Annotated in this window: 12 protein-coding genes; all 12 read left to right on the forward strand. The window is 63.8% G+C overall.

Annotated elements, in window-relative coordinates; all coding sequences use genetic code 11:
- Positions 1 to 78: 78 nt before the first annotated feature.
- The 12 genes from pdxR (at position 79) to purH (ending at position 15,173) form a co-directional block, all read left to right on the forward strand.
- Positions 79 to 1,593, forward strand: a complete 1,515-nt coding sequence (gene pdxR / locus BW995_RS06455) for a MocR-like pyridoxine biosynthesis transcription factor PdxR (RefSeq protein WP_076399347.1) — start codon at positions 79 to 81, stop codon at positions 1,591 to 1,593.
- A gap of 33 nt (positions 1,594 to 1,626) precedes the next feature.
- Positions 1,627 to 2,445 (forward strand): hypothetical protein, encoded by an 819-nt coding sequence (locus tag BW995_RS06460; RefSeq protein WP_076399348.1) that lies wholly within the window; start codon positions 1,627 to 1,629, stop codon positions 2,443 to 2,445.
- A 65-nt stretch (positions 2,446 to 2,510) separates the two neighbouring features.
- The gene (gene pyrF / locus BW995_RS06465) at positions 2,511 to 3,233 is read left to right on the forward strand and encodes an orotidine-5'-phosphate decarboxylase (RefSeq protein ID WP_076399349.1); all 723 of its coding nucleotides are present in this window, start codon (positions 2,511 to 2,513) and stop codon (positions 3,231 to 3,233) included.
- 11 nt (positions 3,234 to 3,244) lie between these two features.
- Positions 3,245 to 3,892, forward strand: a complete 648-nt coding sequence (locus tag BW995_RS06470; protein ID WP_076399350.1) for a phosphoribosylanthranilate isomerase — start codon at positions 3,245 to 3,247, stop codon at positions 3,890 to 3,892.
- 375 nt (positions 3,893 to 4,267) lie between these two features.
- Positions 4,268 to 5,491, forward strand: coding sequence for a tryptophan synthase subunit beta (gene trpB, locus BW995_RS06475; RefSeq protein WP_076399351.1), 1,224 nt, complete (start codon positions 4,268 to 4,270; stop codon positions 5,489 to 5,491).
- Positions 5,488 to 6,330 carry a tryptophan synthase subunit alpha gene (gene trpA, locus BW995_RS06480; RefSeq protein ID WP_084194637.1) on the forward strand — a complete coding sequence of 281 codons (843 nt, stop codon included), beginning with the start codon at positions 5,488 to 5,490 and terminating at the stop codon, positions 6,328 to 6,330. Before trpB ends, trpA begins: the two co-directional genes overlap by 4 nt.
- A 12-nt stretch (positions 6,331 to 6,342) precedes the next feature.
- Entirely contained in the window at positions 6,343 to 7,296 is a 954-nt protein-coding gene (gene accD, locus BW995_RS06485; protein WP_076399352.1) for an acetyl-CoA carboxylase, carboxyltransferase subunit beta, read from the forward strand.
- Positions 7,297 to 7,404: 108 nt separating this feature from the next.
- Positions 7,405 to 8,739: a bifunctional folylpolyglutamate synthase/dihydrofolate synthase gene (locus tag BW995_RS06490; protein ID WP_245821304.1), complete on the forward strand. Its 1,335-nt coding sequence runs from the start codon at positions 7,405 to 7,407 to the stop codon at positions 8,737 to 8,739.
- Between the two features lie 18 nt (positions 8,740 to 8,757).
- Positions 8,758 to 11,220 (forward strand): sensor histidine kinase, encoded by a 2,463-nt coding sequence (locus BW995_RS06495; protein WP_076399353.1) that lies wholly within the window; start codon positions 8,758 to 8,760, stop codon positions 11,218 to 11,220.
- 130 nt (positions 11,221 to 11,350) lie between these two features.
- On the forward strand, positions 11,351 to 12,496 hold the full coding sequence (locus tag BW995_RS06500) for a glycosyltransferase family 4 protein (protein ID WP_076399354.1): 1,146 nt from the start codon (positions 11,351 to 11,353) through the stop codon (positions 12,494 to 12,496).
- On the forward strand, positions 12,493 to 13,449 hold the full coding sequence (locus BW995_RS06505; RefSeq protein ID WP_076399355.1) for an NAD-dependent epimerase/dehydratase family protein: 957 nt from the start codon (positions 12,493 to 12,495) through the stop codon (positions 13,447 to 13,449). The genes BW995_RS06500 and BW995_RS06505 overlap by 4 nt, the downstream gene beginning before the upstream one ends.
- A 146-nt stretch (positions 13,450 to 13,595) precedes the next feature.
- The gene (gene purH, locus BW995_RS06510; RefSeq protein ID WP_076399356.1) at positions 13,596 to 15,173 is read left to right on the forward strand and encodes a bifunctional phosphoribosylaminoimidazolecarboxamide formyltransferase/IMP cyclohydrolase; all 1,578 of its coding nucleotides are present in this window, start codon (positions 13,596 to 13,598) and stop codon (positions 15,171 to 15,173) included.
- The last annotated feature ends 315 nt before the right edge of the window (positions 15,174 to 15,488 follow it).

The following is a 15,488-nucleotide window of genomic DNA, read 5'->3' on the forward strand; positions in this document are numbered from 1 at the left end:
GGGTGCCATGGGCTGCACCTGACCTGCAAATGGTGCTAGACTATTGGCTCTATAAACAGGGCCATTTGTGAGAAAATAATGGAGCCACTTTCCTGGCCGGACCGACTGCGCTGGCAGCAGGGTGACGGGGTGTCCTCGCCGTTGATCCTCCGGCTGTGCGATGCCTTGCGGGCAGCAATCTGGCGGGGTGACCTGCAACCGGCAGACCGATTGCCCTCGACCCGGACGCTGGCCGTCGCGCTGGGCATCGGGCGGAATTCGGTGATGGCGGCTTATGAACATCTGTTGGCCGAGGGGTACCTTTATGCCCGCCACGGCAGTGGCACCTTTGTCAGTACCGATGTCCCGGATGAATTTCACCGTGTCGGGACGTCAGGGCCCGACGAGACGACACCGGCTCCGCGACCGGCGTTGCGGGTGTCGCGGATGGCCGACGGCATGAGCCGGTTTGCGGCCACCCTGCCATCGCGTCATGGTCAGACGATCGTTCCTTTCCGGGCGGGTATCCCTGCGGTGGATCATTTTCCATGGCCGATCTGGACGCGCTGCCTGACCCGACGCTGGCGGGCGGCGCCGCAGTCTCTGGCCTGTAGCGAAGACAGCGCCGGATTCCTGCCATTGCGCGAAGAAATTGCTGCCTTTCTACGGCAAGGGCGCGGGGTGCGGTGCCATGCCGATCAGGTGATCGTGGTCAGCGGGGCGCAACAGGCGCTCGATCTGGCCGCACGATTGCTGCTCGATGTCGGAGATCAGGTGGCGATCGAAGATCCGGGATATCCCGGGATTGACGGTCTGTTGCGGGCGACGGGGGCCGAGGTGATTCCGCTGCCGGTGGATGCGGAAGGGGTCTGTCTGCCGGAGTCGCCGGTTGCAGACGGGTGCAGGGTGGCATTGTTAACCCCTTCGCACAACTATCCGTTGGGCGTGACCATGAGCCTGTCGCGCCGTCTGGCATGGTTGGGGTGGGCCCGCCAGCGGGGGGCGTGGATCATCGAGGATGACTATGACAGCGATTTCCGCTTTCAGGGGCGCCCGTTGACGGCGTTGCAGGGACTGGATGTCGATGGGCGAATTCTGTATGTCGGCACCTTTACCCGTGCCCTGTTTCCGGGGCTGCGGCTGGGCTATCTGGTGGTGCCGGAACGATTGATCGACACGGCGCGGGCGGTCCGTCGGCTGAGTGATGGTGGCGGGTCGGTGGTGGCGCAGGTTGCGCTGGCCGATTTCATGCGGGACGGGCATTTTACCGCACATCTGCGGGCGATGCGTCGTTTGTATGCAGAGCGCTGTCAGGCGCTTGAGCAGGCTCTGGCCAGCCATCTGGGAGGGCTGTTGCGGGTTCCGACCGTTGAAGGCGGAGTCCATTTGAATGCCTTTTTGCCGCCGGGGTGGGATGACCGGGAAATGGTTCGTGTGCTGGCAAAGAATGGTATTACGACTGTTGCGCTATCGCCTTACTACAAATCAACCAAAGTAGAGAGCGGGATAATACTTGGCTTCACCTGTTGGTCTGAGGCCCAGTTGAATGGAGCCGTTTGCCATTTAGAACGAGTCTGCAATAGCCTCTTGTCAGCGCCTCCTATGGTCCGTTAGCATCATTCTGGAACAACTTCTGGGGGGTGCAGCATGAATAAGGTGGGCGGGCCTGTCGAGCTGCTGGAGCGCATTTCAAACAGTCCTGATGGCCATGCGGGCGTCGAAGTCACCCGTTTGGTCGAGGAGCTGGGGGCGCTGATTAAGACCCTGGCCGAAGGTCGGGGGAACGACAAGCTGGTGTCGGATACGACAGCCTTCTTCAAGGGGCAGAAACTGCGCCTGACCGAAGCCTGCTCCGGCTGTTCCGATCGCCTGCGGCGGGACGCTTTTGCCGATGCGGTGGCGCCAACCGTGATCGAACGTCCGGTCAATGACCGGCGGTCGGATTTTCTGTTGCGACTGGTGGTGGCGTTTTATCCGTTCGGAGTGGTGGCCGACAAACCCGAGGGGGACAGTCTGGCCTTGCCGCGCTATGCGATGCCCAAACTGGGGCAGTTCCTGCGCGATGTGCTGGGAACCATGCCTTACGCGGACCTTAATGCCGACAGCAGCCGCTTGCTCAGCCGGTTTGCCGGTGTGGCCGACCGCGATCTGCGCGCCGCCCTGTTCAACCATCCGCCCAGTCGTGTCCTGTTGATGAAGGTTCTGGTTCGTCTGCTGACCGCCTTTCAGGATTTACGCCTGACCCGGTCGATTTTTGTGCGCCGTGTCACCTCCAAGGCGTGGCCGAATGTGTTCAAGGCCACCGACGCGCATTTCAAGGGCCTGTGCGACGGCATGTTCGGGGAATTTACCCTGCAATTGCAGACCCCCCGTGAAGGCGACGATCTGGATGCATGGTTCGGTCTGGGGGCAACGTTGCGGGTGGTGGATTTGCTCGACCGCATGGTTGAGGTCGAGATGGCCTGAGCTTGCGGGCGGGGCGGGTTAGTGCCATAACCGGAAGAGTCATAACCAGAGGACTATCCGAATCGATGGCCGACCCTGCCCCCAACCCGATTTATGTTGCCGTAGACACCCCGGACCTGAACCGCGCGACCGCGCTGTCGGCGGCTTTGGCCGACGTGGCTGGCGGGATCAAGCTGGGCCTGGAGTTCTTTACCGCCAACGGGGTAAAGGGCGTTCATCAGGTGGCCAGTGCCAGTGGCCTGCCGGTTTTTCTCGACCTGAAATTCCATGACATCCCGAATACCGTTGCCGGGGCCGTGCGCGCGGCCTGTGAAACGGCACCGGGCATTGTCAACGTTCATGCCATTGGTGGCCGGACGATGATGACGGCTGCCGCCCAGGCCGCGGATGAGGGAGCCCGCATCCATGCTGTCACCCGTCCGCTGGTGATTGCGGTGACGGTGCTGACCAGCATGGATCAAACCGACATGGCCGAATGCGGTATTGTGCGTCCGGTGGCCGATCAGGTGCGGGAGCTGGCGATCCTGACGCGCGACAGCGGGCTGGACGGGGTGGTCTGTTCGGCCCACGAGGCGGCAATGATCCGTGCGGCCTGTGGCCCGGACTTCAAGCTGATCGTGCCGGGTGTGCGTCCGGCGTGGGCGGCCACCGATGACCAGAAACGCATCATGACCCCGGCCGAAGCCATCGCCGCCGGGGCCGACATTCTGGTGATCGGACGTCCGATCACTGGTGCCGAAGACCCGGTGGCGGCTTGCCGCCGCATTCTTGCCGAATTGCCGAAGTAAGGAGCATTCCCATGACCATGGTCAAAATTTGCGGCCTTACCGAAGAAGAAGGTCTGGACGCTGCGATCGAGTCCGGTGCGGACATGATCGGTTTTGTGTTTTATCCGAAAAGCCCGCGTTACGTGACGCCGGAACGGGCCGCCGAGTTGCTGGATGGCCTGCCGCCGGATATCTTTGATGATCTGCGCATTGTCGGACTGTTCGTTGACCCGACCGACGCTGATCTGGAACAGGTGTTCCGCATTCTGCGGCCCGACATCATTCAGTTCCACGGTTCGGAAACGCCCGAGCGCATCGAGGCGATTCGGCTGGATTTTGCCGTCGAAGCGATCAAGGCGATTGGCGTTTCGTCAGCCGAAGACCTGAAGGCTGCCGAAGCCTATCTGAGCGTTGCCGACTATCTGCTGTTTGATGCCAAGCCGCCGAAGGATGCCGATCGTCCGGGCGGACACGGTGTTGCCTTTGACTGGACTTTGATGCAGCAATGGACGCATGATATTCCGTGGTTGCTGGCGGGCGGCCTGACGCCGGAAACGGTCGATGATGCCATTCGGCTCAGCGGTGCGCCGGGGGTTGATGTGTCGTCCGGTGTCGAAAGCGCGCCGGGGGTCAAGGACCCGGAAAAGATTGCCGCCTTTTTCAAGGCGGTTGACGGCTGATCCCCGGCGGAGCAGCCTTGATGACCAGCGGGGCCGCTCCTTTCGAGACGGCAGGAAAAGATGGGTTCAGGCCAGACAGGATGATGAGCAACTGTTCGCAACCCCGGTGCCATTTGGCAGCCCCCTACCGCCGTCCGCCGATGCGGTCGATGCGGCGGGCGGTGTTGCGGGCGGTGCGCTGGTGTGTCACCGGGGTCTGATGCTCTGAGCGGACGGGGATGTCCTTTCCCCCGTCTCTGGTTGTTTTCACCGTCCAGAGCGTTTTCTGCTCCCTTGCGGTCACTGCAAACGCTCTCCGTTGTTGTTGATCAAGCAAATGCATCGTCGCAGATGGGGTCATCTGCGCGGGATTTGCTCTAAAACAGGCAGGCACCCATGCCCGACCAAACCCTCGCAAATTCGCTGCGCTCCGGTCCTGATGCTCAGGGGCGCTTTGGCATCCATGGCGGTCGTTTCGTTGCTGAAACGCTGATGCCGCTGATCCTCGATCTGGAACAGCAGTATCTGGCGGCCCAGGCCGACCCGGCCTTTCATGCCGAACTCAATCACTATCTGAAGCATTACGTGGGCCGTCCCAGCCCGCTGTATTTTGCCGAACGCCTGACCAAAGTTCTGGGCGGAGCCAAAATTTATCTGAAGCGCGAAGACCTCAACCACACCGGCGCGCACAAGATCAACAATTGCATGGGCCAGATCCTGCTGGCCAAGCGGATGGGCAAGACCCGCATCATCGCTGAAACCGGCGCCGGTCAGCACGGGGTGGCCACCGCCACCGTCTGCGCGCTGATGGGGCTGGACTGCGTGATCTACATGGGGGCGACCGACATCGAGCGGCAGATGCCCAACGTGTTCCGCATGAAGCTGCTGGGTGCCGAGGTCAAGCCGGTGACCAGCGGTGCCGGAACCCTGAAGGATGCGATGAACGACGCCCTGCGTGACTGGGTGTCGAACGTTCACAACACCTATTACCTGATCGGGACGGCGGCGGGTCCGCACCCCTATCCGTCGATGGTGCGCGATTTCCAGTGCATCATCGGGGAAGAGGTCAAGGAGCAGCTGCTGGAACAGGAAGGCCGCAGCCTGCCGGATTCGCTGGTGGCCTGCGTCGGGGGCGGCTCGAACGCCATCGGCCTGTTCCATCCGTTCCTCGATGACCCCAGTGTGCGGATCATCGGCGTCGAGGCCGGTGGTCACGGCGTTGATACTCCGGCCCATGCCGCCAGCCTGACCGGTGGCCGTCCGGGGGTTCTGCATGGCAACCGCACCTATCTGTTGCAGGACGCCGACGGGCAGATTCTCGAAGCCCACTCGATCTCGGCCGGTCTCGACTATCCGGGCATCGGGCCTGAACATTCCTGGCTGCATGACATCAAGCGTGTCGAATACGTGCCGATCAATGACGACGAAGCCGTCGAGGCGTTCCAGCGGATGACCAAACTGGAAGGCATCATTCCGGCGCTGGAAAGCTCGCACGCCATTGCGCACGCGATGAAGCTGGCCCCGACCCTGCCGGGCGACCACGTGATGGTGGTCAACCTGTCGGGCCGCGGCGACAAGGATGTCAATACGATTGCCCGTGCGATGGGAGAGCAGCTATGAGCGACGTGACCGTCATGAACCGTTTGTCCGCTCGCTTTGCCGAGCTGAAGGCTGAAAAGCGTGCTGGTCTGGTGGTTTACACCATGGCCAACGACCCGTCCTACGAGGACGGGGTGGCCCTGCTGAAGTCGCTGCCCGCCGCCGGGGTGGACATCATCGAACTGGGCATGCCGTTTTCTGACCCGATGGCCGACGGCCCGGCGATTCAGGCCGCCGGGCTGCGGGCGCTGGCCTCGGGCGGTTCGCTCGACCGCACGCTTGATGCCCTGCGGGCGTTCCGCGAGGATGACAAAAGCACTCCGGTGGTGCTGATGGGCTATTACAATCCGATCTACAGCAAAGGCGTGGCGAAATTTGCCGCGCTGGCCTCTGCGGCCGGTGCCGATGGCCTGATCATCGTCGATCTGCCACCGGAAGAAGCGCCGGAACTGACCGTCCACTTGCGGGATCACGGGCTGCACCTGATTTTCCTCACCGCGCCGACCACCGATGAAACCCGGTTGCCGACGGTGCTGGAACAAGCGGGCGGCTTCCTGTATTACGTCTCGATTACCGGTGTCACCGGCACGGCGTCAGCCAATGTCGCGGTGGTCGAACAGGCTGTTGCGCGTCTGCGTGAAAAGACAGACTTGCCGATTGCCGTCGGCTTTGGCATCAAAACGCCCGCGCAGTGCGCCGAAATGGCGCAGGTGGCCGATGCGGTGGTTGTTGGCTCGGCGGTGGTCCAGAAACTGGCTGATGGACTGACCGGCGACGGGTCGGCAAAGCCCGGTGCCATTGATGCCGTGGTTGATTTCGTGCGTGGTCTGGGTGACGCCGTCCATGCGGTCCAAAAATAGGGAGCCCAGTGTATGAACTGGCTGACCAACTTTGTCCGTCCCAAGATCCAGCAGCTCGTGCGCCCGCGCGAGGTGCCGGAAAACCTGTGGGATAAGTGTCCGGCCTGCGAGCACATGATTTTCCACCGTGAACTGGAAAAGAACCTGCGCGTTTGCCCGCACTGTGGACATCACATGCGCCTTGGTCTCAAGGCGCGTCTGGAACTGCTGTTTGACGGCGGTGCCTACAAGCGGATCGAGCTGCCGAAGGTGGCGGAAGACCCGCTGAAGTTCAAAGACCTGAAGACCTATCAGTCGCGTCTGAAGGAAGCCCGCAGCAAGACCGGGGAAACCGATGGCATCATCGTTGCCAGCGGTCAAATCAACGGGCAGGACGTGGTGGTTGCCGCCTTTGACTTCTCGTTCATGGGTGGGTCGATGGGGATGGCGGTCGGCGAAGGCCTGGTGGCCGCTGCCGAACTGTCGGTGGTGCAGGATTCGCCGCTGCTGGTCATTCCGGCCTCGGGCGGTGCCCGCATGCAGGAAGGCATTCTGTCCCTGATGCAGATGGCGCGCAGCACGGTTGCCGTCGAACGGGTCAAGGAGCATGGTCTGCCGTACATCGTGCTGCTGACCGACCCCACCACTGGCGGGGTGACGGCCAGCTTTGCGATGCTGGGCGACATCCAGATTGCCGAACCGGGCGCGCTGATCGGCTTTGCCGGGGCGCGGGTGATTGAAAACACCATCCGTGAAAAGCTGCCCGAAGGCTTCCAGAGCGCCGAATACCTGCGCGACCACGGGATGGTCGACATGGTGGTGCGGCGTCATGACCTGAAGGAGACGCTGGGGCGTCTGCTGGGCCTGCTGCGCAACCGGGGTCCGGTGGGCGAAGTGGTGACCCTGCCGCGTCGCGGTGCCGAAGCCGACAGCGCAGGACGGTCGAAAGGGGCCGAAATCCTGCCACCGCCGGCTCCGGATGCATAACATCTGACGCCATGCCGTTCCCGGCATGACCGTCGCGTGCTGCACCATGCGCCTGGCTGACATCCAGACAGGCGCATGGTGTTTTTTTATCGTGTGGGGTGATCCGTTTTGACTTCTTCGTCTCTGGCGGCCCGGCGGGCTGCGGCTGCGCTGGACCGTCTGGGCCTGCTGCATCCCAAACTGATTGACCTGTCGCTGGATCGGGTCTGGCGGCTGCTGGCGGCGCTGGGCAATCCGCAGGAGCGTTTGCCGCCGGTGATCCACATCGCCGGAACCAACGGCAAAGGCTCGACGGTGGCCTATCTGCGTGCCTGCCTGACGGCGGCCGGGTTGCAGGTGCACAGCTATATCTCGCCCCATCTGGTGCGGTTCAACGAGCGCATCACGCTGGCGGGGGAAATGATCTCTGACGGCGCGCTGGCCGATCTGCTGGAACGGATCGAGACGGTCAACGACGGGCAGCCGATCACCTTTTTCGAGGTCACCACCTGCGCCGCCTTTGCCGCCTTTGCCGAGGTTCCCGCCGATGTGCTGATTCTGGAAACCGGTCTGGGCGGGCGGCTGGATGCGACCAACGTGGTGGCACGTCCGGCGGCGACGGTGCTGACCCCGATCGGGCTGGATCATGAACAGTTCCTCGGGCCGACGGTGGCGGCGATTGCGACGGAAAAGGCGCACATCATCAAGGCCGATACCCCCTGTGTCAGCGCCGCGCAGGTGCCCGAAGCCGATGCTCTCCTGCGGGCGATGGCCGCGCAGCGGCAGGCGCCGCTGGCGGTGGCGGGAGAAGCGTTCCGGGTGGCCGTCGAGGACGATCAGTTGGTGTACAGCCCGATTGCCGGTGGCGCGCCGTGGCGCCTGCCGCTGCCCGCCCTACTGGGCGATCACCAGATTGCCAACGCCGGGGTGGCGCTGGCGGCGCTGGAGGTGGCCCGCGATCCCCGCACCGGTGCGTCCCTGACCCCGGCGCTGGAGGCTCTGGCCACCGGCATGCGCACGGTGTCCTGGCCCGCGCGCATGCAGCGGTTGACCCGGGGGCCGCTGGTTGATGCCCTGCCTGCCGGGTGGGAACTGTGGCTCGATGGGGCGCACAATCCGCAGGCGGGGGCGATGCTGGCGGGCTTTTTGCCGCGCTGGGCCGATCAGCCGCTGGACATGATCATGGGGATGATGGGCCCCAAGGACGCCGAAGGCTTTTTCCGCCCGCTGGCCGCGCAGGTTGACCGCCTGCGGGCGGTGCCGGTCCCACAGGAACCAAACGCCAAGTCGCCCGAACTGGTGGCGACGGCGGGGCAGCAGGCAGGCATTGCCGACGTGGCGGTTTGCGACAGCGTGGCCGCGGCGCTGGAGGCCTTGCGGCAAACGGCAGGCGACTCCCCGCGGCGGGTTTTGATTTGCGGATCGTTGTATCTGGCGGGTACGGTGTTGGCGGACAACCAGTAACAGGGGCGAGGGCAGACCATGCCGGGGGCAATGCCGTTTTTCTCCAGTGACTCCGGGACGATGATCGAACTGATCGGAGTCTCGGCTGCGGTTCTGGGAGCCCTGTGGTGGTCGATGGTCCGGCGCAAGCGCTTTGACGCCGAGCAAAAGCAGTATGACCTGCGTCTGCAGACGCTGGAACAAAGCCTGCAATGTGCCCCCGATGGCTGGTATGGCTGGTTCCATCTGCCACGGTCGGCGATGCCGACCGAAGACGACGGTGACGACGACCCGCTGACCGGGGGGCAATGCTCGCGCCGGTTGGCGGTATTGCTGGGTCTGTATGGCGGGCAGAGAGCCGTTTTTCCCGAAGTTCTGGATGCCTTTGTTCCGGCCTCCATCGCCCGCTTGCAGGCGGTGGTCAGCCGCCTGCGCAGTGATGGTGACGGCTTTGAACTGACTCTGGACCTGTCTGCCGATGCCGGGCAGGGGGGCACCGCCCTGCTGGCCCAGCCCCGTCACATCCGCGCCTGGGGGATTCGGGCGGTGGCCGATGACGGGACGCCGCTGGCCGATCTGGTGTGGATGCGCGATGTTACCGCCGAAGATGCGGCCTATGCCCTGCTGAGCGAACGGACAGCCGTTCTGGAGCGCGAGCACCAACACCTGCATGATGCGTTGGACCGCTTGCCGTCACCGGTCTGGCTGCGCGACAACGACCTGCGCATTACCTTTGCCAACCGGGCTTTTCTGGTGGCGGTCGAGGCTGAAACGCTGGAACAGGTCCAGGCCGAAGAACGCGAACTGGCAGGCGGGACCGCCGGGCGGGAACTGCGGGTGCTGGCTTCGGCGGCGCGGGCATCGAACGAAGCGCGGCAAAGCTCCCAACATGTGGTGTTGGGCGGGCGGCGGCGGTTGCTGGAAATCACCGAAACACCGTTGCCCGATCACGGCGTGGCGGGGGAGCGGATGACCGTCGGGCTGGCGCAGGACATGACCCGGCTGGAAACCCTGCGCTCGACGCTGGAACAGGAAGCGACCAGTCACGCGATGGTGCTGCACCGGCTGGGAACGGCGATTGCCATTTTCGGTGGCGATGGTCAGCTGCATTTCCACAACACCGCCTATGCCCGCCTGTGGCATCTGGAAGAAGGCTGGCTGGCAGGCAGCCCGACCTATGGCGAAATTCTCGAGGCCCAGCGGTCCCGCCGCCTGTTGCCCGAGGTGGCAGACTACCCGGCGTTCAAGGACGCCGAACTGGGGCGCTTCAAATCGCTGCTGGAGGCGGTGGAAGACCTGCTGCACCTGCCCGATGGCAAAACCCTGCGGCGGGTGCTGACCCCGCATCCGCTGGGTGGCCTGCTGGCAACCTATGAAGACGTGACCGACCGTCTGGCGCTGGAAGCCAGCCGCAACGAGCTGATTGCCGTCCAGCGGGAGACCATCGACCATCTGCATGAAGCGGTGGCGGTGTTCGGGGCTGATGGCCGCCTGCGGCTGTGCAACCCGGCCTTTGCCCGTCTGTGGGGCCTACCCGACGATGTCGCCTCGGCTCATCCCTCACTGACGCAGGTGATGGAACAGACCATGCCGCTGTTGCGATCGTCGCCGGTGTGGGAAGACATCCGCAGCCAGTTGGCTGCTCCGCCACAGGACCGCACCCTGCGGCAATCCCGGATGAACCATCCGGGGGGGCCGACGCTGGACACGGTGGGGGCACCGCTGCCGGACGGCGGCATTCTGTTCACCCTGCTCGACATGTCCGATACCGCTCAGGTGGAAAAGGCCCTGCGCGAGCGGGCCGAAGCCCTGATCGAAGCCGACCGCCTGAAGACCCAGTTCATGGCCAACATGTCCTATGAACTGCGCACGCCGCTGACCACCCTGTCAGGCTTTGCCGAGATTCTGGCCGAAGAATATTACGGGACCCTGAACCCGCGTCAGAAAGACTACGCCCGCAACATGGCGGAAACGGCGCGGCAACTGGTGATGCTGATTGATGACATCAGCGATCTGGTGACGCTGGAAGCCGGGCAGATGGTGCTGTCGCGCACCACCTTTGATGTTCATGCCGCATTGGCCGCGGTGCTGGGGATGACGCGGGAAATGGTCCGCCGCAAGGGGCTGACCATCAATTTTGACTGCCCGCCGGAAACCGGGGCGATGGTGGGCGATGAGGCGCGGGTGAAGCAGGTGCTCTATAACCTGCTGAGCAATGCCATCAAGTACACTCCGGAAAACGGCCAGATCATCGTGGCGGCGATGCGCGATGGTGATGAACTGGTGTTCACAGTGGCCGATACCGGCATTGGGATCCCCGACGCCCTGCAAGAGGGCCTGTTCGACCGCTTCAACCGGGAAGGACCGGGGGACAGCGGGGCCGGAATCGGGCTGGCGCTGGTGAAGCGGTTTGTCGAACTGCATGGTGGCTCGGTGGAGCTGGTGTCGGTGAGCGGGCAGGGCACAACGGTCACCGTCCGCTATCCGTCCCCATTGGTCTAGAGCAGCGTGCGTTAAACCGGACGCAGGCACGCTGCTCTAACCTTTTGTTTTGTCGCATTGTTGTTGCGAAAACCGGTTCCCACTTTTCGCGCAATGCTCTGACGGTTCTGGAAAAAAGGAACATCGCGGTATGTCAAAACGCCCCCTGTTGCTGTTTGTGGTGACCGAAGACTGGTATTTCTGCTCGCATCGTCTGCCGATGGCGCGGGCCGCCCGGGCGGCAGGGTTTGATGTGGCGGTGGCAACACGGGTGAACCGCCATGGCGCAACCATCGAAGCCGAAGGGTTCCGCCTGTTCCCATTGCGGGAGCTGCACCGGCAGGGCAAAAATCCGCTGCAGGAACTGAAAGCCATTGCCGAGCTGCGGGCGTTGTACCGGCGGGAACGGCCCGATCTGGTGCATCATGTGGCGATGAAACCGGTTCTGTACGGCTCGCTGGCGGCCCGGCTGGCCGGGGTTGGCAAGGTGGTCAATGCCATGGCCGGGCTGGGGTTTGTCTTTACCGCCCGCTCGCTGAAGGCGCGGATTCTAAAGCCGGTGATCTCGGCGGCCTTCCGTTTTCTGCTGCGCCGACAGGGGTCGGTGCTGTTGGTGCAGAACAAGGATGACCGCCAGCATTTCCTCGATGCCGGGCTGGTCCCGGCGCAGGCGGTGACGCTGATTCCCGGCTCGGGGGTCGATATCAGCGCCTTTACCCCGACGCCCGAGCCGCCGGGAACGCCGGTGGCGCTGTTCGTTGGTCGGTTGCTGTGGGACAAGGGGCTGGGGGAGCTGGTGGCCGCCGCCCGGCTGGTACGGGACAGCGGTGTGCCATTGCGGGTGCAGATTGCCGGCGACCGTGATCCGGCCAACCCGGCCTGTATCCCCGAAACGGTTCTGGCCGGATGGGCTGAGGAAGGGGTGGTGGAATTCCTTGGTCGGCGTAATGACATTGCCACGCTGTGGGCGGGGGCGCATATTGCGGTGCTGCCCAGTTACCGCGAGGGAATGCCGAAGTCCCTGCTGGAGGCTGCCGCCTGTGCTCGTCCGCTGATCAGTACCAATGTGCCCGGCTGCCGGGCTTTGGTCCAGGACGGTGAAAACGGCCTGCTGGTGCCTGCGCGTGATGCCAGGGCGCTGGCGCAGGCTCTGCAACGGTTGGCCGATGACCCGGATTTGCGGCGGGAAATGGGAGCCGTGGCCCGCCAACAGGCCGAGACGATCTATTCCGAGCAGGCGGTGGGGGCCGCGGTGGTGGCGCTGTATAGCGGCCTGCTTAAAGGAGAACGGGGATGATCAAGGGAACAGTACTGGTCACCGGGGCCAGCGGATTTGTCGGACAGGCGGTGATACCGGCCCTGCTGGCGGCAGGGTGGCAGGTTCGGGCGGCGGTTCGCCAGCCACCCGCCGGGCCGTTGCCCGATGGGGTGGTTGCCGTACCGGCGCCGGATTTGAACCGGGGGCTGGCCTGTGACTGGCGGCCGGCGCTGGCTGGCTGTCAGCGGGTGCTGCATCTGGCAGCACGGGTTCACATGATGAACGATACGGCGGAAGATCCGCTGACGGCCTTTCGCTATGCCAATGCTGACAGCTTGCAGGCCCTGGCCGAACAGGCGGTCGAGGCGGGGGCCCAGCGGCTGGTGCTGGTGTCGTCGATCAAGGTCAACGGTGACGGCACCGGACCGGGGCAGGTCTATCAGGCCGATGATCAACCGCACCCTGCCGATCCCTATGGTCTCTCCAAGGCCGAAGCCGAACAGGCGCTGTGGGCGGTGGTTCGCACGTCGGGACTCGAAGGGGTGGTGGTGCGACCACCGCTGGTTTACGGGCCGGGGGTGAAGGCCAACTTTGCCAGCCTGATGGCGGCGGTGCGCCGGGGAACATGGTTGCCGCTGGGGGCGGTGGAGAACCGCCGGTCGCTGGTCTCGCTGGCCAATCTGGCGTCGGCGCTGGCGGTTGCCGTCGATCATCCAGCGGCGGCTGGTCAGACCTTTCTGGTCAGCGATGGCGAAGACCTGTCTACCGCCGAGCTGATTCGCCGTCTGGCGCGGGCGATGGGAGTGCAGCCGCACCTGCTGTCGGTGCCGCCCGGTTTGCTGCGCTGGGGATTGCGTCTGCTGGGCAAGGGGGCGGTGGCTGACCGTCTGCTCGGCTCGCTGGTGATCGATAGCACGCCGCTGCGGTTGCGCTGTGGCTGGGTACCGCCGCAGACGGTCGAGCAGGGGCTGGCGGCGGCGGTGGCCGGGTAAACTCGCCGATAAACCCGCCGGGGCAGGCCGGAATGGCAGCCCTGCCGAATTTTCTTGCGGATATTGCCCGCCGTCCATGCTATGACGCGCGCACTTTTCCGTCCCACCATCGTCTCACGTTTTGAACGTACAGGAGCTTTCGCCCCATGTCGTCTGTTATGCCCATCCGCCGCGCTCTGCTGTCCGTGTCGGACAAGACCGGTCTGATCGAATTTGCGCGCTTTCTGGCTAGCAAAGGGGTTGAAATCCTGTCCACCGGCGGCTCGGCCAAGGCAATGGCGGCGGCGGGCATCCCGGTGACCGAAGTGGCCGATTACACCGGCTTCCCGGAAATGCTCGATGGTCGCGTCAAGACCCTGCACCCCAAGGTGCACGGTGGCCTGCTGGGGATTCGCGGCAACGCCGTACACGAAGCGGCGATGGCCGAGCACCAGATTCAGCCGATCGACCTGCTGGTGGTCAACCTGTACCCGTTCGAAGCAACCGTTGCCAAGGGCGCGGCCTTTGATGACTGTATCGAAAACATCGACATCGGTGGCCCGGCGATGATCCGCGCCGCCTCCAAAAACCACGATGCGGTGACGGTGGTGGTCGACGTCGAAGACTACGCGGTGGTGCAGGCCGAGATGGAAGCCAACAACGGTGGCACCACTCTGGCCCTACGTCGTCGTCTGGCCGCAACCGCCTATGCCCGTACCGGTGCCTATGATGCGGCGATCAGCACCTGGTTTGCCGAACAGCTGGGCGAGACCTTCCCGCGCCGGATCACCTTTGCCGGTGAGCTGCGGCAGGAAATGCGTTATGGCGAAAACCCGCATCAGGTGGCGGCGTTCTATGCCAATGCCGAAGCCCGTCCGGGCGTGGCCAGCGCCGAGCAGTTGCAGGGCAAGGAATTGTCCTACAACAACCTGAACGACACCGACGCGGCATTCGAGCTGGTCGCCGAGTTCCAGGACACCGCCTGCGTGATCGTCAAGCACGCCAACCCCTGTGGTGTGGCGCTGGGCGGTTCGCAGAAGGAAGCCTATCTGCGGGCCTATTCCTGTGACACCGAAAGCGCCTTTGGCGGCATCGTGGCCTTCAACCAGCCGCTGACCGGTGAAACCGCCGAAGAACTGGCCAAGCTGTTCCTCGAAGTGATCATCGCGCCGGAAATCACCGACGACGCCCGCGCCATCCTCGGCACCAAAAAGAACCTGCGCGTCCTGCGCACCGGTGGTCTGCCCAACCCGCAGTCATCGGGTCTGCTGGTCAAGACTCTGGCCGGTGGCCTGCTGGTGCAGGGCCGCGACAACCGCCTGATCGCCGACGAGCTGAAGGTGGTGACCAGGCGCCAGCCGACCGCACAGGAACTGAAGGACATGATGTTTGCCTTCACCGTCGGCAAGCACGTCAAGTCCAATGCCATCGTCTATGTCCGCAACGGGATGACCGTTGGCGTCGGTGCCGGGCAGATGAGCCGGGTGAACTCGTCGCGTATCGCCGCCTTCCGTGCCGAACAGGCGGCCAAGACCGCTGGCGATGCCGAAAGCTGGGCCAAGGGCTCGGTGGTGGCGTCGGACGCCTTCTTCCCCTTCGCTGACGGCCTGCTGGCTGCCGCCGAAGCCGGGGCGACCGCTGTGATCCAGCCGGGTGGTAGTGTGCGTGACGAAGAAGTGATCAAGGCCGCCGATGAAGCCGGTCTGGCGATGGTCTTCACCGGGATGCGTCACTTCCGTCATTAATGAGACAGACCAAAAGACAAAACGATCATGGAGCGCTGCTCCATACCTCGCCGGGGCCTTGAGGCCCCGGACCCCATTGACTTGATTTTTAAATAAAAATGGGGGGTTGGGGGCATCGCCACCAAACGGGTTCGGGCGGTAGCCCGCGTTGATTCCGCCAACTGTCGCGTACCGTGGCATCAGATTTAGAGCGTTTTCACACCGAGCGAAAACGCTCTTCCCTTTTAGGGCCGCATTGTCCGAGCCGTTGACCGCTGACCGTTGACGGTCAACTTGAAAATGCCCTAACGCACACTGGTCTAACCATATCAATGG

This window comes from Insolitispirillum peregrinum (assembly GCF_900156605.1).
Classification (GTDB): domain Bacteria; phylum Pseudomonadota; class Alphaproteobacteria; order Rhodospirillales; family Rhodospirillaceae; genus Insolitispirillum; species Insolitispirillum peregrinum.